The sequence below is a fragment of the Enterococcus sp. S183_ASV_20 genome (assembly GCF_018919685.1).
Lineage (GTDB): Bacteria > Bacillota > Bacilli > Lactobacillales > Enterococcaceae > Enterococcus > Enterococcus faecalis.
On sequence record NZ_JAHLRI010000030.1, the window covers coordinates 1 to 26,010 of the forward strand.

General features: G+C 38.5%; 21 protein-coding genes. 5 read left to right on the forward strand and 16 right to left on the reverse strand.

Going from position 1 to position 26,010, the window contains the following annotated elements; all coding sequences use genetic code 11:
• Positions 1-93: 93 nt before the first annotated feature.
• The 5 genes from KQI94_RS10590 to rseP all read right to left on the reverse strand — a co-directional run bounded on the left by KQI94_RS10590 (position 94) and on the right by rseP (position 11,022).
• Positions 94-1,470, reverse strand: a complete 1,377-nt coding sequence (locus KQI94_RS10590) for a hypothetical protein (RefSeq protein WP_002389965.1) — start codon at positions 1,468-1,470, stop codon at positions 94-96.
• 219 nt (positions 1,471-1,689) lie between these two features.
• Positions 1,690-3,147, reverse strand: a complete 1,458-nt coding sequence (locus KQI94_RS10595; RefSeq protein ID WP_002356790.1) for an amino acid permease — start codon at positions 3,145-3,147, stop codon at positions 1,690-1,692.
• Positions 3,148-3,357: 210 nt separating this feature from the next.
• Positions 3,358-7,713, reverse strand: a complete 4,356-nt coding sequence (locus KQI94_RS10600) for a PolC-type DNA polymerase III (RefSeq protein ID WP_216454403.1) — start codon at positions 7,711-7,713, stop codon at positions 3,358-3,360.
• Between the two features lie 250 nt (positions 7,714-7,963).
• Entirely contained in the window at positions 7,964-9,682 is a 1,719-nt protein-coding gene (locus tag KQI94_RS10605; protein WP_002359769.1) for a proline--tRNA ligase, read from the reverse strand.
• A gap of 71 nt (positions 9,683-9,753) precedes the next feature.
• Positions 9,754-11,022 (reverse strand): RIP metalloprotease RseP, encoded by a 1,269-nt coding sequence (gene rseP / locus KQI94_RS10610; RefSeq protein ID WP_002362168.1) that lies wholly within the window; start codon positions 11,020-11,022, stop codon positions 9,754-9,756.
• A 415-nt stretch (positions 11,023-11,437) separates the two neighbouring features.
• Here rseP and KQI94_RS10615 point away from each other — a divergent pair, with 415 nt between their 5' ends.
• Positions 11,438-12,217, forward strand: a complete 780-nt coding sequence (locus tag KQI94_RS10615) for an SDR family oxidoreductase (RefSeq protein ID WP_002359767.1) — start codon at positions 11,438-11,440, stop codon at positions 12,215-12,217.
• Positions 12,218-12,301: 84 nt separating this feature from the next.
• On the forward strand, positions 12,302-12,904 hold the full coding sequence (locus KQI94_RS10620) for a hypothetical protein (RefSeq protein WP_002389968.1): 603 nt from the start codon (positions 12,302-12,304) through the stop codon (positions 12,902-12,904).
• A gap of 160 nt (positions 12,905-13,064) precedes the next feature.
• Here KQI94_RS10620 and sufB read toward each other — a convergent pair whose 3' ends face one another.
• From sufB to KQI94_RS10675, 11 genes are all read right to left on the reverse strand, one after another.
• Positions 13,065-14,459 (reverse strand): Fe-S cluster assembly protein SufB, encoded by a 1,395-nt coding sequence (gene sufB / locus KQI94_RS10625; RefSeq protein ID WP_002356769.1) that lies wholly within the window; start codon positions 14,457-14,459, stop codon positions 13,065-13,067.
• Positions 14,460-14,477: 18 nt separating this feature from the next.
• The gene (gene sufU / locus KQI94_RS10630; RefSeq protein ID WP_002356768.1) at positions 14,478-14,945 is read right to left on the reverse strand and encodes a Fe-S cluster assembly sulfur transfer protein SufU; all 468 of its coding nucleotides are present in this window, start codon (positions 14,943-14,945) and stop codon (positions 14,478-14,480) included.
• Complete coding sequence (locus KQI94_RS10635; RefSeq protein WP_002368984.1) at positions 14,932-16,167, reverse strand: cysteine desulfurase; 1,236 nt, start codon at positions 16,165-16,167, stop codon at positions 14,932-14,934. The genes sufU and KQI94_RS10635 overlap by 14 nt, the downstream gene beginning before the upstream one ends.
• Complete coding sequence (gene sufD, locus KQI94_RS10640) at positions 16,164-17,450, reverse strand: Fe-S cluster assembly protein SufD (RefSeq protein WP_002368983.1); 1,287 nt, start codon at positions 17,448-17,450, stop codon at positions 16,164-16,166. Before sufD ends, KQI94_RS10635 begins: the two co-directional genes overlap by 4 nt.
• 14 nt (positions 17,451-17,464) lie before the next feature.
• Positions 17,465-18,235 carry a Fe-S cluster assembly ATPase SufC gene (gene sufC / locus KQI94_RS10645; RefSeq protein ID WP_002356763.1) on the reverse strand — a complete coding sequence of 257 codons (771 nt, stop codon included), beginning with the start codon at positions 18,233-18,235 and terminating at the stop codon, positions 17,465-17,467.
• A 369-nt stretch (positions 18,236-18,604) separates the two neighbouring features.
• The gene (gene frr / locus KQI94_RS10650; protein ID WP_002356762.1) at positions 18,605-19,162 is read right to left on the reverse strand and encodes a ribosome recycling factor; all 558 of its coding nucleotides are present in this window, start codon (positions 19,160-19,162) and stop codon (positions 18,605-18,607) included.
• Between the two features lie 3 nt (positions 19,163-19,165).
• Positions 19,166-19,888 carry a UMP kinase gene (gene pyrH / locus KQI94_RS10655; RefSeq protein ID WP_002356761.1) on the reverse strand — a complete coding sequence of 241 codons (723 nt, stop codon included), beginning with the start codon at positions 19,886-19,888 and terminating at the stop codon, positions 19,166-19,168.
• Positions 19,889-20,148: 260 nt separating this feature from the next.
• A complete protein-coding gene (gene tsf, locus KQI94_RS10660) occupies positions 20,149-21,030 on the reverse strand; it encodes a translation elongation factor Ts (RefSeq protein ID WP_002356760.1) in 882 nt (293 codons plus the stop codon).
• Positions 21,031-21,135: 105 nt separating this feature from the next.
• Complete coding sequence (gene rpsB, locus KQI94_RS10665; RefSeq protein ID WP_002356759.1) at positions 21,136-21,921, reverse strand: 30S ribosomal protein S2; 786 nt, start codon at positions 21,919-21,921, stop codon at positions 21,136-21,138.
• Between the two features lie 183 nt (positions 21,922-22,104).
• Positions 22,105-22,542 carry a GNAT family N-acetyltransferase gene (locus tag KQI94_RS10670; protein WP_002368982.1) on the reverse strand — a complete coding sequence of 146 codons (438 nt, stop codon included), beginning with the start codon at positions 22,540-22,542 and terminating at the stop codon, positions 22,105-22,107.
• A 19-nt stretch (positions 22,543-22,561) separates the two neighbouring features.
• Positions 22,562-23,338, reverse strand: a complete 777-nt coding sequence (locus KQI94_RS10675) for an RNA methyltransferase (protein WP_002356757.1) — start codon at positions 23,336-23,338, stop codon at positions 22,562-22,564.
• A gap of 106 nt (positions 23,339-23,444) precedes the next feature.
• On the opposite strand from KQI94_RS10675, the gene KQI94_RS10680 reads away from it, so the two are divergent.
• The 3 genes from KQI94_RS10680 to KQI94_RS10690 all read left to right on the forward strand — a co-directional run.
• Positions 23,445-23,720, forward strand: coding sequence for an acylphosphatase (locus KQI94_RS10680; protein ID WP_002356756.1), 276 nt, complete (start codon positions 23,445-23,447; stop codon positions 23,718-23,720).
• A 166-nt stretch (positions 23,721-23,886) separates the two neighbouring features.
• Positions 23,887-24,819 (forward strand): membrane protein insertase YidC, encoded by a 933-nt coding sequence (gene yidC / locus KQI94_RS10685; protein WP_002356755.1) that lies wholly within the window; start codon positions 23,887-23,889, stop codon positions 24,817-24,819.
• A 163-nt stretch (positions 24,820-24,982) separates the two neighbouring features.
• On the forward strand, positions 24,983-26,010 hold a 1,028-nt coding region (locus KQI94_RS10690; RefSeq protein WP_216454298.1), incomplete at its 3' end, for an ISL3-like element IS1251 family transposase.

The following is a 26,010-nucleotide window of genomic DNA, read 5'->3' on the forward strand; positions in this document are numbered from 1 at the left end:
AGAGCCTGAAACAAAAATTCAAAGTGATTTTTGTTTCAGGCTTAAAAGCTGATAAACTGAATGGTTTTGTCTTACCTTCTCCTAAATAAACGATTAATAACAGTCAAGGATTTTCTGCATATACTGATTTAATTGCCCATAGCCTTCCAATTCTCTGATTACTGGGAGCGGACAACGAACCTTTTTATTAAATAGTGTCCGCTTTTCAACATATTCTGTAACTTCGTCTAAAAATTTATCTAATCCTTTTTCTAGTTTCATACAACTTAACTGATTGCAAATTCGCACGTCTCCTGCCTTTTTCTTTTGAACTTGTTTAAATGATTGTGAGAATGCTTTTGCTTCAAACATTTGTGCTTCTAACTGTCTTTTTTCAATCGTTATTTTCGGTACTGCTTGATTTCCATCAGTATCCTCTAACTGGCGACTCATAAAGCGACGATAAATTTCCTCTTCTAATTCGTCCAATTGTCGTTGAAAGTCTGCAGGAATTGTCCGACTTGATGAATTTTCTTTCTCACTTTCCATAGAGACAGCTTCTTTTTCTGGCTTCTGCTCCTCTTCTTTTTCGGCAGACTCATTCACTGAATTTAGCGAGCTTTTTTCTGTTTCTTGTGGAAAAGTAAATAAAGGTTTTGCCGCGGTACTCTGCTGGTTTTCTTGTTTTTTTTCTGGCAGCGCTTCTTTAATTGGCGCTGGTTCAGATAACACTGGTTCTTTCGCTGGTTCTTCAAGCACTAGTTTGTTAACGGGAAGCACTGCTTCACTTGTTGCTACAGTTGTTTCACCTTCTTGATTTTCCCGATTATCAGGCGAGAGATTGACGTCTGGTTGTTCCAGATTAGCATCCTCTGATACTTTCAGCGATGCCTGTTCTGCGGCTATCACAGGAGAAGCTCTTTTCAAATGGATCGTTTTTATTTGTCTAGAAATGACGGGATTTCTCGTTTGATTAACGGATTCATTTAAGGAGGCTAAATTTTCTTTTAAAAGTGTCAACATTTCACGTAAGACAGCAATTTCACCAGCTAATTCCGTTAATTGATTTTCTTGCGGCACTACTTGCACATTGGTTTCATTCATACGGACTGTTTTTTTATTTTTAGTTGTCGGTATTTCATACATCCATTGTTTCAGTGCGAATCGTAAGTCACGAGTGGTCGGCTCAAAGCTTCCAAAATAAACAGTGTAGTACATTAGCTCCGTTTCAACATAGACATAAATCTTTTTAACAATTAACTCTTCAAACTGTTCTGATTCATCCCAACTTTCACATAAAGCCTCAAAAAATTGTTCCCCTTCTGCTAAATTTTGGTACTCTTTCGCTAAATAAAGCTTGCGAATTAAGTAAAAATTATACGGTGTTTCAACATTATCCGCATAAATTTCTCGTCCTAAAAAATCTGGATTCGTTTCTTTACAAAGAAAGACCGTTTTCTCTTCTGGTTGTGTTTCAAGTGTTTTAGTCATGAGGTTCACTTCCTTTTTCTCCGTTAATAACCATTTTTTAATGATAGATACCTTTAGTATACAGGAGAAATTCTTCTGATTTTCTCATATTTTTAAGAGACAATAGAAATTTTAGAGAAAAATCGACAGAAAAAAAACGTGAGACAAACAGTCCTATTGACCATTTATCTCACGTAAAATACTTAAACTGACTATTTTATCCTTGAAACATGCAACCAATTATTCTGCTGAATCAATTGGCAAAATCGTGTCTTTTTTCTCGCGACGTGCAATTGCTGGTAAAATCATTCCTAATAGAATTAAGACGATTGGTGTCACAATGTTAGAAGCTAATTGGAACAACCAGCCTTGAGGGTCTGAGGCATACTCAAATTTAGGCACCATTCCTAGGATACAAGCAAAGGCTGTAAATAGGAAACACCAAAGACCAAACACAAAACCAATTTTAGGATTTTTAACAAATTTATATTCTGAATTAAATTGTTTGTATGCTTTGTTTAGAAGCATATAGGCAAAGAAGACCCACAAGTAACGCATTGGCATAACTACAGAATTTAAGTTAGTTAGCCATTTAACCACTTCGTTCATGTCCTTCAACCCAAACATCGGTAAAGCAATAATAATACTTACTAAAATACCTGTTAATAAGTAACCATTAATTAACGTACCTTTTTTCGTACGTTTACGTAACCAACTTGGAACAAATTCTGGATCTGCTTCAGCTAAAAGAATTTTCAGTGGAGCATCAATTGAAAAGGCTAACGCAGCCACTTGACCCACTGTATTCGTCAAAGCATAAACAATCATTAAGAGATTACCGACACCATAATATGCGCCTAATTTTTGGAAGGCACTGTAGGCACCATTTGCCATTAAATCTTTAGGAATATTGTCACTTGAGAATAACATGCCCATTGCAAATGAACCTAAAACAGCCGATAAACCAACCATTGCTGCTAGGAAAATCATTCCTTTAGGGAACTCTTTGGCTGGATTTTTAGTTGCATTTACGTAAGGAGAAATTTTTTCAGCGCCACCTACCGCAAAAACTAACATTGATACGGTTGTAAAATAACTAAAGTCAAATTTAGGAATGTAAGTGCTGACTTGTGACATGTTTGGCGTCGCAAATTCAACCGTTGAATTAATAAATGGTGCGCCTACCGCTAATAAAATGAATAAAATAGACATCACAAACATGGCGGTTCCAGCTAAACCACCAATAACTTTTAAGGTGGTTAACCCTTTTGTTGATAATAACAAGAAAACCAAGAAAATTATTAATGAAATAAATGATACCGTTACGATTGGCATCGTATTGACTAGGTTTCCATTCCCTTGAACTGCCCAACCTAAGGCAATTAAAATTGCTTGTGGTTTTTGTGCCAAGTAAGGAATGTGCACTACCCAATAAGTCCATGCTGCATAATAGGCTAGACGTTTGGTACTGGTATTTTGCACCCACGAACTAACCCCACCATTACTGTCTTTAAATGTTGAACCTAACTGTCCTACGATTAACGCATAGGGAATAAAATATAAAACTAAAATCAAAAGCCATGAAGTGACCACTGAAATCCCTTGTTGTGCATAATTATTCACAACATTTCCAAGACCCCAGACCATGTTAAAGGCAATTAACCCGACGGTGAACCATCGTAATTGCTTTTTGTCCATATAACCAATTCCTTTCTTATTAAAAAAATAAAGCTCTTCATTTATCATAAGCATTTTACTTTTTATGCACAAGCTCAACATAATTAAATAAAGATGGCTTTTTAATAAGTAATTAAAACGCTTCCAGCAATGATTTTCTAATTTATTTGATGACTAAAAAAGGCCGGTGAATAAGTTGCTTCACCGGCCTTTTTCTAAGAGATTTTTCTTTTATAACATATCAAATAATGATAATTGGTTTTCATCTGGCAAGTCTTTTAAGACACCATTTTCATTCATGTATTCAATCAACGTTTTAGAAACTTTGCCTCGTGTTGCCAAATCTTCTTTCGATAAGAACGGTTGCTCTTCTCGCGCAGCAACAATGGCTTTCGCTACGTTGAGTCCTAAACTTGGCACTGCTCGGAAAGGTGCAATCAAGGTATCCCCTTCAATCACAAAATTTTCAGCATCCGATTTGTACAAATCAATCATGCCAAATTTATAGCCCCGTTCCAGCATTTCATTACATAATTCTAAAACCGTTAATAAGTTTTTCTCTTTAGTGGAGGCATCCATCCCTTTGTCCGTAATTTCTTTCATTCGTGCTTTCACAGCTTCTTTCCCTTGTGACATTGCCACTAAGTCGAAGTCATCCGCCCGAACGGAGAAAAACGCACAGTAATATAAGATTGGGAAATAAACTTTAAAGTAAGCGACCCGCAACGCCATTAATACGTATGCTGCCGCATGGGCTTTCGGGAACATATATTTAATTTTAGAACAAGAATCAATATACCAGTCAGGGACGTTGTTTTCTTTCATCGCATTTAAATACGTATCCCGTAGTTCATCAGGAATCTTATTCCATTGTCCTTTACGTACCGTTTCCATAATCTTAAAGGCCATCCCACTGTCCAAACCAGCATGAATTAAATAAACCATGATATCATCCCGACAACCAATTACTTCAGCAAGATTGGCTTCGCCACGACGAATCAATTCTTCTGCATTTCCTAGCCACACATCGGTTCCGTGAGACAGTCCAGAAATTTGAAGTAATTCTGCAAAAGTTGATGGATGGGTCTGTTCTAACATACCTCGAACGAAACGTGTCCCAAATTCAGGAATTCCTAAAGTTCCTGTTTTAGAATAAATTTGCTCTGCATCCACACCTAGAACATCAGGTCCTTCAAAAATACGCATCACTTCTGGATCGTCTGTTGGGATGGTTTTTGGCTCAATCCCAGATAAATCTTGTAACATCCGAATCACGGTCGGATCATCATGTCCTAAAATATCAAGTTTTAAAATATTATCGTGAATGGAATGGAAATCAAAGTGCGTCGTTTTCCATTCTGCCTCTTGATCATCAGCAGGGTATTGGATTGGCGTAAAGTCATAAACATCCATGTAATCAGGAATTACAATAATACCGCCGGGATGCTGCCCAGTCGTCCGTTTAACCCCTGTTGAACCTTTGGCTAAGCGATCAATTTCAGCACCACGCAAATGTAAATTATGATCTCTTTCATATCCTTTAACAAAGCCATACGCTGTTTTGTCGGCTACTGTACCAATGGTTCCTGCCCGGTAGACATATTCTTCACCAAAAAGAACTTTCGTGTAGTTATGGGCTTCGGCTTGATAATCGCCAGAAAAGTTCAAATCGATATCGGGAACTTTGTCGCCATGAAACCCTAAGAACGTTTCAAAAGGAATGTCGTGACCATCTTTAAACAATCGAGCACCACAATTTGGACAGGCTTTTTCAGGCATATCAAACCCTGAACCATAGGAACCATCTTCATAGAACTCAGAATATTGACACTCAGGACAATAATAATGTGGCGCTAAAGGATTTACTTCAGTAATCCCTGTCATTGTCGCAACAAAACTCGAACCGACAGAGCCCCGTGAACCAACTAAATAGCCATCTTCATTACTTTTATGCACCAGTTTTTGAGAAATTAAATAAATAACCGAGAAACCATTCCCGTTAATCGAATTCAGTTCCTTTTCTAACCGTTTTTCGACAATTTCTGGTAAAGGATCGCCATACAATTCGCGCGCACGATTGTAGCTTAAATCAGTGATCTCTTGTTCAGACCCAGGAATTTTTGGCGTATACAAATCGTCTTTTACTGGAATAACTTCTTCACATAAATCAGCGACTTTGTTGGGATTTTCTACTACAATTCGCTTAGCGACGTCTTGTCCTAAAAATTGAAATTCCGTTAACATTTCATCGGTGGTTCTGAAATGAACCTTTGGTAAACTATGGCGATTTAACGGATTAGCGCCGCCCATAGACCCGACTAAAATTTTCCGATAGATGGCATCTTCTTCATTTAAATAATGAACATTTCCAGTGGCGACAACCAGCTTACCAAGTTCGTCACCGATTTTCACCAGATTACTAATAATTTCTTCCAAATCTGCTTCATTTTTCACCAATTCTTGTTCAATTAATGGCGCGTAAACTGGTTTGGGCATAACTTCAATATAATCGTAGAATTTGGCACGATTTTTTGCTTCTTCGACACCTTTTTGCATCATTGCTTCAAAAATTTCGCCGTTTGAACATGCTGAACCGATTAAAAGTCCTTCTCTTAACTTCGATAATTGCGAACGAGGAATCCGTGGTACTCGGAAAAAATAATCTACATTGGACATGGAAATCAATTTAAAAAGATTTTTTAATCCTGCTTGAGTTGTTGCTAAAATCGTTGCATGGAAAGGTCGAGCTCGTTTGTATGAGTCTCCTTCGCCAATATGACGATTCAAATCATCATGGAAATGCATATCATGATTCTCTTTCGCTTCTTTTAAGAAAATCCAGCACAAATGACCTGTTGATTCCGAGTCATAGATGGCGCGGTGATGTTGTTCTAAGTTGACGCCAAATTTTTTCGATAAGGTATTTAGACGATGGCTTTTGAAATGTGGATACAAGAATCTGGATAATTCTAATGTATCGATGACGGGATTAGCCGCTTCAGGTATTCCATGTTTGCCATAACTTGTGTTTAAGAATCCCATATCAAAAGAAGCGTTGTGGGCCACTAAAATAGTTCCTTCTGAAAACTCTTTAAACATGCGTAAAACTTCTTCTTCGGATTTTGAACCGCGCACCATTTCATCTGTAATCCCAGTTAAATTAATTGTCGTTTGAGATAATGGATGGCCAGGATCAATAAACTGCTCAAAAGTCTCAATGACATTTCCTTTGTGCATTTTGACTGCGGCCAATTCAATAATTGTATCATAAACAGCGGAAAGCCCCGTTGTTTCCACGTCAAAGACCACATAGGTAGCATCTGTTAATTCAATATGTTCTTCGTTGTAAGCAATAGGTACACCATCATCAACAATATTGGCTTCCACGCCGTATAAAATTTTAACGCCTGCTTTTTTACCTGCAGCATGGGCATCAGGAAACGCTTGGGCGCCGCCATGATCCGTAATTGCGATGGCCTTGTGACCCCATTTCCCCGCTTGCACCACCAAGTCACCGACTTTATTGGTCGCATCCATTGTACTCATGTTACTATGCATGTGTAATTCTACACGTTTTTCACCTTCTGGCGCGTAGTCTTTTCTTGGCGCATGGGCGACTTCCATCAAATCTTGGGCATTCATGACTAAATCACGCATGAAGGTATCTTCTTGTACACTACCACGAACACGAATCCAACTTTGCGGTTGAATCGCATCAAAAACTTGTTCATCTTTTTCCCCATTCGAAAATTTCTTCACCACGAAAGAGGAAGTATAATCAGTTATTTTCAAAATTAAAATTTTTCGTTTAGAACGCAATTCACGCACTTCTTTATCAAAAATAAAGCCTTCAATCGTTATCCGACGTTCTTCTTCCAGTATATTTCCCATTGGCATAATGGGTTCATCATTGGGAATATTCCGCCCTAAACGAATTGGACCATCAAACGCAGGCGCTTGTTGTTGTTTTTCTTTTTTCATTTGTTCATGTTTAACAAGCGATTCAGCAGCTTGTTGTTGAAATGCTGCGGCTTGTTCTAATTTTTGCTCTTCAAACTTTTTCAGCACTTCTGCAGCTTGCTGTTGATCCATTTTTGGTTCAATATGAAATTTAGGAAACCCGTAAGAGAAATAAAGTTCCTCAATAATTGGTAAATATTGTTGCTTCAAATAAGGAATAACTGCTTCATTATCAACAGGTAAGATAATTTTCCGATCTTCAAATTGTGGTGTCTGTGTTTTTAAGACTTTCTGAACTAACGGCGTATTGCATTGACTATTTAACAAGGCCAATTGCCAATAATCCGTTAATTGTTCCTCAGTAAATGTTGTCTGATTTGTGGTTATTTGAACGGAAACCTGCGCAATTTGTTGAAAAGCTAGTTCCAATTGTTGCATAAATGTTTGATATAGCATCACTGGCATCAATTCATCAAAACTTAAATGAAATTCCCATAAGCGACTTTGTTGGTGAACAATGACCTTGTCAATCCGGCCATTTTGAATTAAGGGATGTTCTTTCGCTGTGTCATCTAACTGAATTTGCGTCATCAGTTTATCAAATAAATCGCGTGCTTTTTCTGTCACAAAATGAACCTCCTTCTATCATTGAAAAAAGGCCCTCAGACAAATCTGTCAAGTGCCTTTTTTCGGTTTCTCTGCATTCGCTTCTCTATTAAGTATACTCGTTTTTTGTAAAAAAACAATCTTGTTTCTTTTCTAAAAAGAGCTAAGAAGAGCTTGAAGCAAAAATCACTTTAGATTTTTGCTTCAAGCTTAAACGCTGATAAGTGGCGGAAACAGTTTATCCTAATCATTCTGTCCGCCCTTTTCATTATTATTCCACTTCTGATGTTGTGTTCATCAAAATAGAAAGTGTACTTTCTAATTCTTCTTTGCGTACTTCCAACATTTCACCAGTACGTTTGATTTTGACTTCTACCACACCATCGACTGCTTTTTTACCGACTGTGATACGGATTGGACAACCAATTAAATCAGCATCAGCAAATTTTACGCCTGCGCGCTCGTTGCGGTCATCAACTAATACTTCGTAGCCCGCTTCGGTCATCATTGCTTCAACTTCTTGTGATAGTTTTGTTTGATACTCATCTTTCACATTCATTTGGACCACGTGTAAATCAAATGGCGCAATTCCTGTTGGCCAATTAATACCGCGCTCGTCTGCATTTTGTTCAACGATTGCTGAAAGTAAACGACTAACGCCGATGCCATAGCAACCCATGATCACTGATTTTTCACGACCGTTTTCATCTAAAACTGTTGCGCCCATAGCATCACTATAACGCGTTCCTAATTTAAAGATGTGACCAATTTCGATTCCTTTAGTAAAGGCTAAGACACCATTGCCATCAGGAGAAGGATCGCCTTCTTGAACAAAGCGTAAATCTTCGTAACTAATTGGTTGGAAATCACGATCTGGATTTACATTTGTCAAATGATAGCCATCTTCGTTAGCTCCAACAATGGCGTTGGCTAAATCTTGAACGGCTAAATCTGCATAAATTTTAACATCTTCGGAAACATTGACTGGACCAATTGAACCAAAGCCCGCTCCTAAGACACGGCGAGCATCTTCTTCTGTTGCTTCATCTAGGAAATCAGCGCCTAAGAAGTTTTTCAATTTGACATCATTGACATCATGATCGCCACGAACCAAGACCATTACTGGCTCTTCATCGGCAATAAATAGTACTGATTTAATAATACGTTGTGGCTCAACTTCAAAGAAGTTTGCCACTTCGGCAATTGTACCCACTTCTGGTGTTGCAATTTTTTCTAAATCTAATTGTGTTTCATGTGATTTTTTCGGCGTATAAAGACTTGTTGCCATTTCTAAATTGGCAGCATAATCACTTTCTGTTGAATAGCAAATAGTATCTTCCCCAATTTCAGAAATCGCCATAAATTCTTTAGAATCTTTACCACCCATGGCACCACCGTCCCCAATAATGGCACGGAATTCTAGTCCACAGCGTTCAAAAATGCGTGAGTAAGCTTTTTCGTAATCACGGTATGATTGATCTAAACTAGCTTCATCGGCATGGAAAGAATAGCCATCTTTCATGATAAATTCACGGCCTCTTAATAAGCCAGAACGTGGGCGTTTTTCATCACGATATTTTGTTTGAATTTGGTATAAATTCAAAGGTAATCGTTTGTAAGAATTGATTTCATCACGAATTAATTCTGTGAAGGTTTCTTCATGCGTTGGGCCTAAGATATAGTCACGGTCATTGCGATCTTTTAAGCGATACAAGTTAGGTCCATAAGTTTCATAACGGCCTGATTCTTTCCAAAGTTCTGCGGGCAATAACGCAGGCATTAACATTTCAACTGCATCAATTTTCTCAAATTCTTCTCGCATAATCGTTTTTAATTTTTCTAAAACACGATTGGCTAAAGGTAAATAAGAATAGATCCCTGCAGCGACTTGACGAATATAGCCTGCGCGCAACAGAATTTGATGACTTAAGACTTCTGCATCATTTGGTACTTCTCTTAACGTTGGAATTAACATTTTTGACTGTTTCATTAAAACTCTCCTCTATTTTAAAATCAACTATTTTTGATTTCTTTACACACTTTTTTACTTAAGCTTTCTCCTTAAAAGAAAAAGCGTTGAATATCGTTCCAAGTAACTAACACCATTAACACCATGACAAACCCAAAGCCAATTAACGTAATGATGCCTTCTTTTTCAGGACTAATTGGTTTTCCACGTACACCTTCAATAATGTTTAAGACAATTTTCCCGCCATCTAAAGCTGGGATCGGCAACAAATTAATAATCCCTAAGTTCATTGACAACATGGCCATTAAGAATACAACTGTACTTACTCCAGCATTGGATGCTTCTTCCGATAACTTAAACATCATGACTGGCCCACCTAGTTTGTTTAAACTAAAGCCTGTGAATAGTGAGCCCAGTGCTTTAAAAATCTGTGTCGTACTATTTAAAGTATCCTGAATACCGCCCATCAATTTTGACGGTAAATCGGTTTTCATATAAGGATAAACGCCGACTTTACCAATCGTTTGTTTTTCCACTTTTTGTTTTTCTGGTGTCACTGTTAGTTGCTCTTCTTTGCCGTTACGCTCAACTACGAACGTCAACGGCTTTTCGGGGTTCTTCTGCACAATGGTTGTAAAATCTTCGTATTTTTTGATTTTTTGATTATTAATCGATAAGACTTTATCGTTTTCTTTCAACCCAGCTTCTGCGGCTGGGCCATTAGGAATCACTTGTCCAATTTGGTTCGTGTTTAAATCAGTGACGCCTCCTTGTAGAAAGACCGCTAACGTAAACAGAATAAACCCTAAGATAAAGTTATTCATGGGTCCCGCAAAGTTCGTCAAAATGCGTTGCGATAATTTCGCTGATTGAAATTGAACGTCAAGTGGCGCAATCCGCACCTCGGTTCCATCACTTTCAATAATCGTTGCATCATGGTCAACTTTATAAACGGTTTCTTCTTCCTCGTTTCCATTGACATAGCCCTTGATGAATAATTCTTTTTCAAGATCAAAATCAACGACTTCCATCGGAATACTATGAGGTAATTGTACTTTTTTACTTGTATTAATTTTAACCACATTACCCACGGCATTTAACTCAACAGATAGAGGCATACCTGGTGTGATTTCTGTCATGTCTTCGCCCATCCCAGCCATTCGCACATAGCCACCAATCGGCAATAAGCGAATCGTATAAGTGGTGCCATCTTTTCCACGATGCGCAAAAATCTTTGGTCCCATTCCGATTGCAAACTCACGAACTAAAATACCCGCTCGTTTTGCAAAATAAAAGTGGCCAAATTCATGTACGAGGACAAGAATACCGAAGACAATAATGAATGTGATAATTGTTTTCATAGATGTCCTTCTTCCTTCATTCACTGACGTTCAGTGCTTTTTATTATTACATGGGAAAGTCTCGTAAAACTTGCTCTGTTCCCTTCCCGATAAACCAGTGCAACTGTTTACTGAGAACAGTCGCCACTGTTAGTGAACAAATCTTTCCTTATGTAAGACAAGTTTTATTTTAGCATATTCACTCATAAATAACCATTGGACTTGACCACTTCGCCTAGATATTTTGTGTTTTTTTAGAAAACTCTATAAATGAGAGGAATTGATTACTACGACCAGTATTTTTTTAAAGACCTTCAACAATAGTAGCTAACTTTAGAGCCTAAACTTTTCCGACAGTTTGTCGTATTTTATCAACACGCTGATTGACATGTGCTACCATGAAAGTATTAATAGTAATTTTAGGGGGAATGAATCAATGTATGGAGAATTACATGGTAAAGTGGCCGTTGTCACTGGTGCAGCTACGGGTTTAGGATTATTTATTACTCTGCGTTATATCTTAGAGGGCATGAATGTTGTTGCTGACTATGTCGGTGAGCTGCCTAAAGAATTTGAAGATGTCCAAGCCAAGCACGCAGACCGCGTAAAATTCGTGAAGGCTGATGTCTCTAATGAAGAAGATATTAAAGCGTTAGCTGAAACCGCTTTAAAAGAGTTTGGTCATGTTGACATTTGGGTAAATAACGCCGGTGTGGAGGCTTCTTTTCCGACAATTGATATGCCATTAAAAGAATGGCAACGTGTCATTGATGTCAATTTAAACGGTGTCTTTTTGGGTTCTAGAGAGGCACTCCGAATATTTAGAGATCAAAAAATCAAAGGGTCAATCATTAATATGTCCTCCGTACACCAAAGAATTCCTTGGCCAACGTTCGCCCACTATGCGGCAAGTAAAGGCGCAACCGAAATGTTCACGAAAACAATCGCTTTGGAATATGCGGAATATGGTATTCGTGCCAACTGTATTGCACCTGGAGCGATTAACACACCTATTAATGCTGAAAAATTTTCCGATCCCGAACAGTTAAAACAAACAACGAGCATGGTTCCTATGGGCATTATTGGTAAACCCAATCAAGTAGCTGCTGCGGCCGCTTGGTTAGCTTCTGATGAATCCTCATACGTAACCGGAACAACACTCTTTGTAGATGGCGGGATGTCTCTATACCCTTCGTTCCAACACGGAGCTGGTTAAAAAGTAGTCTGCAACAAAATTCTCTATGAATTTTTGTTGCAGACTTTGTACTATCACACACAAAATCTATTCAGGAGGCTTACCATGAAACTAGTCAAAAATGTTCTTTTAATTTTAATTGGTTTAGTTATTATCGGGATTGGCGCATCCACTTTAAGAGTGGCAGGTTTAGGAGTTGATCCTTTCACTGCTATGAATATCGGACTTTCTTCAATGTTTGGTATGCAATTAGGCATTTTTCAAATTATTGTCAATGCGTTTATTTTATTCTATGTCTATTTAAAAAACAAAAAAGCCATTGGTCTAGGAACTATTTTAAATATGCTTTTAGTAGGGATTTTGATTCAACAGATTTCTACTTGGCTTCAACCTTACGCCGATAGTTTAGGAGGCTCAACAATTGGCAAACTACTTTCTTTATTCGTCGGAGTCCTGATTTTTACATTTGGCTGCTCCTTATACATGGCTACAGATCAAGGCGAATCCCCCTATGATGCGATTGCGCCAACCATTTGTCAACAAATCAACAAACCTTACGCTTCTGTTCGAAAAGCACAAGATTTATTTGTCCTATTAATTGGCTTTATTGCTGGTGGTCCAATTGGGATTGGTACAATTATTTGTGCATTTGGTGCTGGCCCACTCATTAGTTTCTGGAACAAGTTACTTCAACCTTTGGTGAAATGATTTTTTAACTAAAATATAAGAAAAGCGATGACTCCATAGAGATTTTCTTCTCGAGTCATCGCTTTTTTATTTGTGCTTCTTTGAAGAAGCATGATTAGTATGTTTCTTGTTTGGCTTTCCGTTGTTATTTTGGTTGATTATTTGTTGGTAGAGTGAAAAACTAGCCGACACTGCCTTCCATCTCATAACTAATCAACCGATTCAACTCAACCGCATATTCCATCGGTAATTCTTTCGTAAATGGTTCAACAAAGCCCATAACAATCATTTCTGTCGCTTCGGCTTCAGACAAGCCGCGACTCATTAGATAATATAATTGTTCTTCAGAAATTTTTGAAACTTTGGCTTCGTGTTCTAAGGACACTTGGCTGTTATGGATTTCGTTAAATGGAATTGTATCTGATTTTGATTTTTCGTCCATGATAATCGTGTCGCATTCGATGTGGGAAATCGAACCTGCGCTGTCTTTGCCAAAAGTCACTTGGCCACGGTAGTTAACTTCGCCGCCGTCTTTAGCAATTGATTTTGAAACAATTGAGCTAGAGGTATTCGGCGCATTGTGAATCATTTTGGCCCCAGTATCTTGGATTTGGTTAGCGCCAGCAAAGGCAATCGATAACATCGTGCCACGGGCACCTTTGCCATCTAAGTAAACGCTTGGGTATTTCATGGTTGTTTTAGCTCCTAGGTTCCCATCAATCCATTCGACAGTGGCACCTTCGTAAGCTTTAGCACGTTTGGTTACTAAGTTGTAGACGTTATCTGACCAGTTTTGAATAGTGGTATAACGACAATAAGCATCTTTTCTAGTGAAAATTTCTACGATGGCCGCATGCAAGCTGTTACTTGAATACGTGGGTGCCGTACAACCTTCAACATAGTGAACGCTGGCCCCTTCATCGACAATAATCAAGGTCCGTTCAAATTGGCCAGTATTTTCAGCGTTGATTCGGAAATATGTTTGTAATGGTACATCAACTCGAACGCCTTTTGGTACATAAATAAAGGTTCCGCCTGACCAAACAGCTGAGTTTAAAGCGGCCAGTTTATTATCTGTTGGCGGCACAAGTTTTGAAAAATACTCTTTGAATAAGTCAGGATATTCTTTTAACGCAGAGTCAGTATCTGTAAAAATGATGCCTAATTTTTCAAATTCTTCTTTCATATTGTGGTAAACAACTTCTGATTCATATTGAGCAGAAGCCCCAGCTAGATAAGCACGCTCAGCTTCGGGAATCCCAATTTTTTCAAAGGTTTCTTTGATTTTATCAGGTACATCATCCCAATCGCGTGCGGGTTTGTCACTCGGTTTTTGGTAATATTTAATTTTACTAAAGTCAATATCTGACAGGTCTGGACCCCATTCTTGCATGGGCATTTTATTGAATTGTTCTAACGATTTTAAACGGAAGTCAAGCATCCATTCTGGTTCGCCTTTCACGCGAGAAATTTCGCGAACGACGTCTTCTGTTAGGCCGTCTCCGGTACTAAAGACTGGTTCCACATCGTCGTGAAAGCCAAATTTATATTCTTCTAATTCAGGTACTGTACTCAATTCGTCGTCACCCTTTCTTTATTTTTCACAATGTAAATGACCGGCTTCGCCTTGGCCGTTATTAGCAACAGCCTGCTCTAAGGCTTTCCAAGCCAAGGTTGCACATTTGATCCGAGCTGGAAATTTAGCTACGCCGCTTAACATTGCTGCATCGCCTAATTTTTCATCTTCGGCCACTTCATTTCCTTGAACAAGTTGAGAGAAATCCTCTGCTAAGGCCGTTGCTTCGGCGATTGTTTTTCCTAAGACCGCATCAGTCATCATACTAGCACTTGCTGTACTGATAGAACAGCCACTTCCTTGAAAGGCGATATCTTTAATCACACCGTCTTCAATGGCCACATCCAGTTCAATCACATCTCCACAAGTAGGATTATTCAGTTCAATTGTTTGGCTAGACGCATCTAGCGTTCCGTGGTGATGTGGGTGGCTAGAATGGTCCAAAATGACTTGGCGATATAAGTTATCTAATTTAGAAAGTGCCATGCTGGAAAAACTCCTTTGTCGCTTTAATCGCTTCAACTAAGCGATCTGCGTCTTCTTTGGTATTGTATAAATAAAAACTTGCCCGTGCAGTTGCTGGCACGCTCAAATAGTTTAATAGCGGTTGCGCGCAATGGTGACCCGCTCTGACAGCGATCCCTTCCATATCTAACGCCGTAGCCACATCATGTGGATGTAAACCGTCAATATTAAAAGCAATCACACCTGTGTGGTCTTTTGGATCCTGTGGACCATAAATCGTCAAGCCCTCGATAGCTTGCAACTTCGGCAAAACATAGTGAACAAGGGCTGCTTCATGTTGATGAATGGCCTCTAAACCAATTTCTGTTAAATAATCAATGGCGGCACCTAAGGCAATTGCCCCAGCAATATTAGGTGTGCCAGCTTCAAATTTCCATGGAAGCTCTTTCCAAGTACTTTCTTGAAGATGAACAAAGTCAATCATTTCGCCACCAAATTCCACAGGTTCCATTTGTTCCAATAAATGACGTTTGCCATAAAGGACACCAATTCCAGTTGGTCCACACATTTTGTGACCACTAAATGCATAAAAATCAGCATCGATGGCTTGAACGTCCACAGGCATATGAGGAACTGCTTGCGCGCCGTCTACCACCATCACAGCGCCATTTTGATGAGCTAATTGTGTTAATTCTTCGATTGGATTAATGACCCCTAACACATTTGAAACATGAGCAATCGAAACAATTTTCGTTTTTTCTGTAATTTGTTGACGTGCACTTGCCATGTCTAAAAAGCCGTCTTCAGTGACGTCTATATACTTCAAAATGGCCCCTGTACGTTGAGCTAATTGTTGCCAGGGAATAATGTTTGAATGATGTTCCATGTAAGATATGACGATTTCATCCCCGGCTGTAACTGCCAAGTCACCATAACTTTTGGCAATCCAATTCAAACTGGTTGTTGTTCCTCGTGTAAATAAAACTTCCGCTGTTTCTTTGGCATGGATAAATTGGCGAACCTTTTCGCGGGAGGCCTCATAGTCCTTCGTTGCTCGTTCGGCTAACGTGTGCACCCCACGATGAACATTGGCATTATCGGTTTCATAATAATGTCGTAAAACATCTAACACTGCCGTTGGTTTTTGGGTTGTCGCAGCATTGTCTAAATAAACTAGCGGTTCATCATTAACTTCTTGAAATAAAATAGGAAACGATTGACGAATGGTTGCTGCATCCATCATGCGTTTAACTTCCCTTCAATTACTTCTACAAATTCATTTTGTACTTCTTTAACTGGAATTGCTGTAATGACAGAACCTAGGAAGCCACGAATCACCAAACGTTCCGCTTCTTCTTTACGCAAGCCGCGGCTCATTAAATAATACATTTCTTCTGGATCTACTCGACCAACGCTGGCTGCGTGTCCGGCAGTCACTTCATTTTCATCAATTAAAAGAATTGGATTGGCATCACCACGAGCTTTATCAGACAACATTAAAACACGACTTTCTTGTTGTGCGTCGGCTCCTTTTGCTCCTTTTAAAATGTGGCCAATTCCGTTAAACGTTAAAGTACCACGTTCACGAATAACTCCATGTTGTAAAATATGACCAATTGAATGCGGCGCTTTGTTTGTCACTCGTGTGTCGATGCCTTGTGTTTGTTTACCTGCACTAATTGCAACGACTTTAACTTCTGAATGAGCGCCTTCGCCAACTAAATCAGAATCAAAATCAGCAACAACATCGCCATCATTCATGACGCCTAGAGCCCAATCAACAGAGGCATCCCGCATAATATAGCCACGACGATTCATATAAGTCGTTACAGTTTGCCCTAATTGATCCACAGCTGAGTATTTAACTTTTGCGCCATCTTTCGCAATCACTTCCACAACGATATTTCCAGAAGCTTTCTCTGCGTGATGACCAGTTGATTGAAAACGTTCTAAATAACTGAATTCACTATGATTATCTGCAACGATTAAAACATGTTTAAAGAAAGGTTGGTTGCTATCTGAATCCTGAATAAACAAAGATTCAATGGGCTCTTCAATCACTACGTTTTTAGGAACGTATAAGAAAACGCCACTATTCATGAAAGCTGCATGAGCTGCTGTCAGCTTATCTTCTTCTGGTAATACAGCTTTAGTCATATAGTATTCTTTAACTAATTCTGGGTGCTCTTGTAAAGCAGTAAAAATGTCTGTAAAAATTACCCCTTGTTCCGCTAATGAGGCTGGCAATTGCTCAAAAGCATGAAAAGATCCTTGTTGAACAATTAAAGGATTGTCTTTCATTTGATCAAAACTTGCGACATTTCCTTCAGAAGGCACATAACTTTCCATGTGAACATTTAATAAAGGCCAACGATGAAATTTCACACGATCAATATGTGGTAACTCACTTTCGTCAGCGTTTTTTAAAGCCGTTGTTCGCAATTCAGTCATCCAAGCTGGTTCTTCATGTTCTAGTGAAAAAGCGGTGACTTCGTCAAGATAATCCATTAGATTTACTTTTTTCATTTATCTTGTCCTCCTTACGCTTCTTCTTTGTAATCAATACCTAATTCTTGGCTGATACCAGCATAGCCTTCTGTTTCTAAACGTTTTGCCAAATCAGCCCCACCGGTTTTCACAACGCGGCCTTCCATCATGATATGAACAACATCTGGCGTGATATAGTTCAATAAGCGTTGATAATGGGTAATAATTAACGCACCAAAGTTCTCGCCGCGCATTTCATTAACCCCTTTAGAAACTACTTTTAACGCATCGATATCTAAGCCTGAATCAATTTCATCTAAAATGGCAAACGTAGGCTCTAACATCAATAATTGTAAAATTTCATTTCGTTTTTTCTCGCCGCCAGAAAAACCTTCGTTTAAGTAACGCTCAGCCATTTCTTCAGGCATATTTAATAATTCCATTTTGCTATCTAATTTTTTTAAGAACTGCATGACTGACATTTTGTTGTCTTCGTCACGTTTTGCATTGATTGCTGCACGCATGAATTCAGCATTGGTAATCCCTGGAATTTCACTTGGGTATTGCATTGCTAAGAATAAGCCTAGGCGAGCGCGTTCGTCTACTTCTAAATCTAAAACGTTGACGCCGTCAAATAGAATTTCTCCTTCTGTGACTTCATAGTTGGGATTTCCCATAATTGCTGCTGATAAAGTAGATTTACCAGTTCCATTAGGTCCCATAATTGCATGGATTTCTCCAGTATTAATTGTTAAATCGACTCCTTTTAGAATCTTTTTATCTTCAATTGATACGTGTAAATTTTTGATTTCTAACACAGACATGTACAATTCCCTCCAACTTGTTTTAATCGTTTTTCCGTTCTCACTCATTTTAGCCTAATTGAGAATGAATCGCAAATTACAATTGCTAAAAATAACAACTCTTATCATCAAATTTTAGGATTCAATTTGTGAAGGAAAATTTTAAAAGGCTGATATTTCAAAGTTTCTCTATATTTTTAAGTGATCCTCTCTACACAAAGAAAAAAATTCTGGTAGAATAAAAAAATTTATTAAAGAAAGCGTTTTCTTAAATAATTACTTTAGAATGACTTTCGCAAAGAGAGCGTTGAGATACGCCTTCATCATCTATACAAAAAAATCCAGAGCATTTGCTTCTCTGGATTCAATAATTTTTATTAGTGATTGGTTTTATACTTCTAAAAGTTCTTGTTCTTTTTCAGCAGTAATCGCATCGATATTTTTGATGCTATCATCTGTTAATTTTTGAACATCTTTTTCAAATGAACGTAATTCATCTTCAGTGATGTCGCCATTTTTTTGAGCTTTTTTCAACTCATCCATTGCATCACGACGAACGTTACGGACAGCAACTTTTGAGTTCTCCGCTTCTTTTTTCACGTCTTTGGCTAATTCTTTCCGACGTTCTTCCGTTAATTGTGGAATCACTAAACGGATGACATTTCCATCATTGGTTGGGCTAATGCCGATATCACTCATTTGAATAGCTTTTTCAATGTCAGCGATAGAATTTTTGTCAAACGGTGTAATCATTAATACACGTGCTTCTGGGATATTGATACTTGCTAATTGGTTAACTGGTGTTGGTGCACCATAATATTCTACTTGAATACGGTCTAATAGACTTGCGTTCGCACGACCAGCACGAATCTGACCTAATTCACGGCGTAAGCTTTCTTCCGCTTTTGTCATTTTTTCTTTGGCTGTTGCTAAAACTTCTTTAGACATTCTTTATTTCCCCCTTACAGTTGTTCCGATATTTTCACCAAGGATGGCACGACGGATATTTCCTGCTTCATTTAGGTTAAAGACAACTAAAGGAATATCGTTATCCATACTTAATGAGCTTGCTGTTGAATCCATTACTTGTAGCCCTTTAGAAATAACATCTAAATGTGTTAGTTCTTCAAATTTTGTCGCTGTTTCATCCACACGTGGATCCGCAGAATAAACACCATCAACATTGTTCTTCGCCATTAAGATGACGTCCGCATCTACTTCTGCAGCTCGTAACGCAGCCGTTGTATCTGTCGAGAAGTAAGGATTTCCTGTTCCTCCGGCAAAAATAACAACGCGGCCTTTTTCTAAATGACGTTCTGCACGACGACGAATGTATGGTTCTGCAATTTGACGCATTTCAATTGATGTTTGAACACGTGTAGGCACACCAAGATTTTCTAATGTATCTTGCAATGCTAAGGCATTCATCACAGTAGCTAACATGCCCATATAATCAGCTTGTGCACGTTCCATGCCCATTTGAGCACCAATTTGTCCACGCCAAATGTTTCCGCCGCCAACCACGATGGCCATTTCGATACCTAATTCATGGACCTCTTTAATTTCTTGGACGATTTCTTTAATGACTGGTGGTTTAATGCCAAAACCGTCTTCTCCGGCTAGCGCTTCTCCACTTAACTTTAATACGACACGTTGATACTTAGGTTTAACCATCATAATTCCCTCCAAGATTCTCTAAAAATCATTCAATTCCTCATTTAGATGACTTTTCACCAAAATGATTTTTTAGACCAAGCAGTGCGATCCACTGGTTTTGCCTAAAAAAAGGGAGCGCATATCAAAGTTATGCGTTCCCAAATGGCTGAAAGACTGCCTTGAATCAAGCAGTAATCAATTTATGCAGCTTCCTTTGGGGATCGCTGTCTGTTTAGATACTTATGATTCACGGCTTTTCAACCGAGCGTTTGATGCTCTTAGTTTTTCATTTGGCTCATTACTTCATCCGCAAAGTTATCTTCACGTTTTTCGATACCTTCGCCAACTTCAAAACGTACGAATGATTTTACTTCGCCGCCTTTAGAAGCAACAAATTTTTCGACAGTCATATCTGGATCTTTAACAAATGGTTGGTCAACCAAAGCGATTTCTGCTTTGAATTTTTGTAGACGACCAACAACCATTTTTTCAACGATATTTGCTGGTTTACCTTCGTTTAATGCTTGTTCAGTTAACACAGCTTTTTCGTGTTCTAATTCTTCTTGAGGAATTTGAGATTCGTTGACATAGCGAGGGTTGATTGCCGCGATGTGCATAGCAACATCTTTCGCTACTTCTTCGTCAGTTGTGCCATCGATAACTGTTAATACAGCAATACGGCCACCCATGTGTAAGTAAGCGCCAAATGCAGCATTGTCAGCTTTTTCGACAACTTCAAAACGACGGAAGCTGATTTTTTCACCGATAACAGTTGTTGCTTCGATTAAATCAGATTCGATTGTGCCTTTTTCAGTTTTAATAGCCATTGCTTCTTCCATCGTAGCTGGTTTGTTTTCAGCAACTTTAGTCGCAATATCTTTAACTAAATCTTGGAACATTTCGTTTTTAGAAACGAAGTCAGTTTCTGAGTTTACTTCAACGATTGCTGCAACGTTACCTACAGTTGCTACGTTTGCTAAACCTTCAGCCGCAATGCGGTCATTTTTCTTCGCTGCTTTAGCCATACCATTTTCACGTAAAAAGTCTACGGCTTTTTCCATGTCGCCTTCTACTTTTACTAATGCTTTTTTAGCGTCCATCATTCCAACGCCAGTCATATCGCGTAATTCTTTTACCATTTTAGCTGTAACGTCTGCCATTATTTGTGTCCTCCTCGGATATTATCAATTCTTTTTAAAAAAGCTATCTCAAAGGAGAATCAGGCTTTTTGTCGCCTAGCCTTTGAGACAGCTCCGTAATCATTATTATTCAGCTGATTCGTTATTTCCTTCAACAACATCAACGATTTCTTCGATTGAAGTTGCTTCTGGTGTTTCTTCAACGAATAACTCTTCAGTTGCTTGGTCTTCCCCTTGGTTACCTTCGATGAAAGCGTCAGCCATTTTAGCAGTGATTAATTTCACAGCGCGGATTGCATCATCATTTGAAGGGATTACAACATCGATCTCATCAGGATCACAGTTTGTATCAACCATTGCAACGATTGGAATGTTTAATTTGTGTGCTTCTTGAACAGCAATGCGTTCTTTACGTGGGTCAACGATGTACATTACATCTGGAATTCTTGGCATATCAGCGATACCACCTAAGAATTTTTCTAAACGTTCACGTTCTTTGTTTAAGCCAGCAACTTCTTTCTTAGGTAAAACTTCGAAAGTGCCGTCTTCTTCCATTGCATTGATTTTTTTCAAGCGAGCAATACGTTTTTGGATTGTATCCCAGTTAGTTAACGTACCACCTAACCAGCGATGGTTTACATAGTATTGACCAGCGCGGATTGCTTCATCTTTGATTGCTTCTTGTGCTTGTTTTTTAGTTCCTACGAATAAAGCAACGCCGCCTTCTTCTGCAACGTTTTTCATGTAATCGTAAGCTGCATCTACTAATTTCACTGTTTTTTGTAAGTCAATGATGTAGATACCGTTTCTTTCTGTGAAGATATATTTCTTCATTTTTGGGTTCCAGCGACGAGTTTGGTGACCAAAGTGTACGCCGGCTTCTAGTAATTGTTTCATAGAAATTACTGCCATGTTGTGTTTCCTCCAGTTTGGTTTTTATTTTCCTCTTCTTTTCGTCAACTCCTTGAAGAACTACCGTAGTAGCACCACTTCGCAGATGGAAAAGAATGTGGATTTCGTGTGTGAAAATCACACCTTTAACAGTATAAGATATTTTCAGAAAAATAGCAAGCCTTAAAACTAGAAATGTCGCTCCTACTGCGCTTGCCAAACAAGATGACATTCTTCGTTTCCCGTTTCATCGATGGTTCGCTTTTGTTGGACAAAGCCTTGTTTTTGATAAAAGGCATAAGCTGCTTGATTTTCCCTGTAAACAGCCAAAGATAAGAGGTCCTGTTCTTCTTTTGCTACTTGAAGTAATTTCTGACCGATGCCCTTCCCTTGAAACGCTTTTTTTATAAAAATTCCTGCGATATAGTTATCCATTAAGCCTAAAAACCCAATTATCTGATCCTCTTCTTCCGCTAAGATCAGTGTTGCTTTTGGCAACGCAGCGCGGACAAATGCCTTATTTTCTTGCCAATAAGTTGGTGCGACAAATGGATGAGCTTCTAGATTCGTTTGCAGCCAAATAGCCATAATGGTTTCTAATTCTTTTTCTGTTAACTGGGTTGTCTTTTTGATAGTCAGCATTTTTTGACACTCGTTTCTGTTATTGATTATTTTCAAAATAAAACATTAACACACCCGCTGCGATAGCGACATTCAATGATTCTGCTTGACCTTTCATTGGAATATAAAGATTTTTCGTGGTTTCTGCTAACAATTCTGGCGAAACTCCACTACCTTCATTGCCTAAAATCAACGCATAATTTTCCACTGCCTCTTGTTCATAATAAGCAATCGCAGCTTCATTTAGTTCTGTACCGAAAACTGGTAGACCTTGCTTCTTGAATGCCTGAACCACTTCAGTCAACTCTCGTTGGAGAACTGGTAAATGATAGTGGCTTCCCTGCATTGAGCGCAACACTTTTGTATTGTAAATATCTGCTGTGCCTTTGCCTAAAATCACACCTGCTAAACCTGCTGCATCAGCTGTGCGAATCATCGTACCAACATTACCAGGGTCTTGGATATTATCTAAAAGTAACCAACCACCTTTAAAAGAAAGCGACTGCTCTTGTTGCGTTTCCAAGGTGACAATTGCCAAAATTCCTTGTGAAGTTGGCAGCTCCGACAAACTATTTAAAACCTCATCACTTACAAAAATTAATTTTTCTGTTTCTTGTTCAGCTAACCAAGTTCCCCATTCTTGTTGACCTCTTTGGTTAAACAAAATCCACTGGACATCGGCATTGGCCTTCACAGCTTCTTCAACTAAATGAAATCCTTCTATTATATATTGGTTCAGTTCTTCTCGGTACTTCTTTTTGTGTAATTTTTTCCATTCTTTTAATTGGTTATTTTTCGTTGATGTAATTTCTTTCATAAGTCACCTCGCCTTTGTATTATAGCATGCTTCTAGCTTGCTTGGATACTTGCTAGAACCAAGAAAAATCGCTATCATAAAGAAAAAAGCAAAGGAAGTGTCTCTCATGGAAAAACTAAGAATGAATGTACAAGGACGTGTCCAAGGTGTTGGCTTCCGCTACATGACAAAAATGGTGGCAGATCAATTAGGTGTCACTGGTTCGGTGAAGAACGAAGACGACGGGTCCGTTTCAATCACAGCAATTGCACCTGAAGACATAATGGAAACATTTATCAAAAAAATCAAAGATTCCCCCAGTCCAGCGGGACGTGTAACGTATGTTGATATTCAAGAAGACCCTTTGTTAGAAGAAACGGAACAATTTAAAGTAATCCAATAAACTTACTTTCTAACGATTGATTTCTTTGGGAAGAAGCCTTGAACAGCAAGTAGTTCCTGCTTTTTATTGATTTTTGTAAGAGCTTCTTTTCGATTTTGATTGAAAAAGAGCGCTGTTTCAAGTATAGTTAACCATGTAAAAATTTTTTAGAAAAGGACCGAATTACATGCGTAAATTAAACCGATGGCTTTACGGCTCTGGCTTACTATTTTTAGTAATGTTTTTATCAGGCTGTGTGAAAACAGGAGCAGATGGACAACCAACTGGTGAAGGTTTTGTCTATAACTTCCTTGTTTTACCGATGAGTAATGCAATTACTTATCTTGTCGATAACTTTAATTGGAACTATGGTTGGGCGATTATTTTTATCACCATTATTGTACGGATCATTATTTTACCGTTAGGCTTACATCAATCGAAAAAAAGCTTTATCCAAACGGAAAAAATGCAAGCAATCAAACCCCAAGTGGATGTTGCACAAGCAAAAATGAAACAAGCAAGTACGCGTGAAGAACAAATGGCCGCACAAGCAGAACTACAAAAGATTTATAAAGAAAACAATGTGAGTATGGTTGGCGGAATTGGTTGTTTGCCTTTATTAATTCAAATGCCTATTTTCTCTTCTCTGTTCTTTGCTGCTCGTTATACAAAAGGTATTGCCACGGCAAGCTTCTTAGGAATGAATTTAGGGCAACCAAATATGATTTTAGTGGCATTAGCTGGTTTAGCCTATTTAGCTCAAGGTTATATTTCAATGATTGGTATTCCTGAAGAACAAAAGAAAACAATGAAATCAATGCTGATTGTTTCACCATTAATGATTGTTTTCATGTCCTTTAGCTCACCTGCAGGCGTAGCGCTTTACTGGGTAGTTGGTGGTATTTTCACATGTATTCAATCTGCCATCACAAATATCCTCTTACGTCCAAGAATTAAAAAACAAGTACAAGAAGAATTGAAAAATAACCCACCAAAACAAGTGGTTACTCCTATTAAGGATGTGACACCAAAAGAAACAAACAAAGTAACGCAAAAAACGAACCAACCAAAAGCAAACGGCAATAAAGGTCGCAATGCTGGAAAACAAAAACGTAAATAAAAAAAGGATCGCCTCTAAACGGCGATCCTTTTTTTTAGGCTCTATACTTTTTGATGTTGGTGGATGACACCAGCATCTTTTTTATTTTCCAAAACATATAGAAAAGACACCTTGAAATCCTTTAGAATTAATTTGGCGAACCAACCCAAAAGGAGGAATCAAGATGTCTTACACTCACCTTATCAAAGAAACATTAGATATTCTAGACTTATCAGTTACTTTTAACGAAAATTGTCTCACAAAAGAAAAATACAAAGGGCAAATCTGTCATATTTATCGTGGAAACTTGATTTATACAGCCCAAGAATGCATCCACTGTAAACACCAGATTGCTTCAGATATTGTGCGTTGGGGTACAACAACCGTCCGGTTGTTAATGAACGATGTTTCTGAATACCGTACCTACCTCGAATTGAAAAAGCAACGCTTCAAATGCAAAGCTTGTCAGCGGACCTTTGTCGCAGATACTTCTGTTGCGAAAAAACATTGTTTCATCAGTGAGAAAGTCCGCTGGTCTGTCGTGACTCGTCTGAAAAAAAATACCTCAATGACAGAGATCGCCGCTCAGAAAAATCTATCGGTCTCTTCTGTTTACCGTATTATGAAGCGATTTTATCGTCCGTTGAATCCTTTTCGGACACCGTTACCTAAGGTACTTTGTTTTGATGAATTCAAATCAGTTCGGGGTGTTTCAGGTGCTATGAGTTTCATCATGATGGATGGACAAACACAGCGCTTATTGGACATTGTCGAGAACCGACAACTGCCTTTTTTAAAACGTTATTTTAGTCATTTTTCACGAGAAATTCGTGAAGCGGTCGAATGGATCGTGATTGATATGTACGCTCCTTATGTATCGCTCGTTAAAAAGCTGTTTCCAAAAGCACAGCTGATTATTGACCGGTTTCACATCGTCCAACATATTGGTCGTACCTTTCGCAATCATCGAATCAAAGAAACGAACCAACTATTAAAAAGCAAAGAACAAAAACACTATCAATTAGGTAAGCAATTAAAAAGATACTGGAAACTTCTTCAAAAAGATGAACGCAAGCTTGATTATACTCGACGCCTTTGGCGACCTGGCTTCAAAGCTCATTTAACAGAGACCGATATTGTGGATCGCTTACTGAAAGGGAGCCCTGCTTTGCGTGTAGGCTATCAGTTATATCAAGACTTTCTTTACGCTGT

Bases quoted from the DNA above. Each gene is read 5' to 3' on its own strand.
- KQI94_RS10595 (WP_002356790.1), bottom strand. From the start codon at position 3,147: ATGGACAAAAAGCAATTACGATGGTTCACCGTCGGGTTAATTGCCTTT.
- KQI94_RS10615 (WP_002359767.1), top strand. From the start codon at position 11,438: ATGTATGGAGAATTACATGGTAAAGTGGCCGTTGTCACTGGTGCAGCT.
- KQI94_RS10620 (WP_002389968.1), top strand. From the start codon at position 12,302: ATGAAACTAGTCAAAAATGTTCTTTTAATTTTAATTGGTTTAGTTATT.
- frr (WP_002356762.1), bottom strand. From the start codon at position 19,162: ATGTCTAAAGAAGTTTTAGCAACAGCCAAAGAAAAAATGACAAAAGCG.
- rseP (WP_002362168.1), bottom strand. From the start codon at position 11,022: ATGAAAACAATTATCACATTCATTATTGTCTTCGGTATTCTTGTCCTC.
- KQI94_RS10635 (WP_002368984.1), bottom strand. From the start codon at position 16,167: ATGATGGATGCAGCAACCATTCGTCAATCGTTTCCTATTTTATTTCAA.
- sufC (WP_002356763.1), bottom strand. From the start codon at position 18,235: ATGTCTGTGTTAGAAATCAAAAATTTACACGTATCAATTGAAGATAAA.
- tsf (WP_002356760.1), bottom strand. From the start codon at position 21,030: ATGGCAGACGTTACAGCTAAAATGGTAAAAGAATTACGCGATATGACT.
- sufU (WP_002356768.1), bottom strand. From the start codon at position 14,945: ATGGCACTTTCTAAATTAGATAACTTATATCGCCAAGTCATTTTGGAC.
- rpsB (WP_002356759.1), bottom strand. From the start codon at position 21,921: ATGGCAGTAATTTCTATGAAACAATTACTAGAAGCCGGCGTACACTTT.
- KQI94_RS10675 (WP_002356757.1), bottom strand. From the start codon at position 23,338: ATGAAAGAAATTACATCAACGAAAAATAACCAATTAAAAGAATGGAAA.
- yidC (WP_002356755.1), top strand. From the start codon at position 23,887: ATGCGTAAATTAAACCGATGGCTTTACGGCTCTGGCTTACTATTTTTA.
- KQI94_RS10605 (WP_002359769.1), bottom strand. From the start codon at position 9,682: ATGAAACAGTCAAAAATGTTAATTCCAACGTTAAGAGAAGTACCAAAT.
- sufD (WP_002368983.1), bottom strand. From the start codon at position 17,450: ATGAAAAAAGTAAATCTAATGGATTATCTTGACGAAGTCACCGCTTTT.
- KQI94_RS10680 (WP_002356756.1), top strand. From the start codon at position 23,445: ATGGAAAAACTAAGAATGAATGTACAAGGACGTGTCCAAGGTGTTGGC.
- KQI94_RS10670 (WP_002368982.1), bottom strand. From the start codon at position 22,542: ATGCTGACTATCAAAAAGACAACCCAGTTAACAGAAAAAGAATTAGAA.
- KQI94_RS10590 (WP_002389965.1), bottom strand. From the start codon at position 1,470: ATGACTAAAACACTTGAAACACAACCAGAAGAGAAAACGGTCTTTCTT.
- pyrH (WP_002356761.1), bottom strand. From the start codon at position 19,888: ATGGTTAAACCTAAGTATCAACGTGTCGTATTAAAGTTAAGTGGAGAA.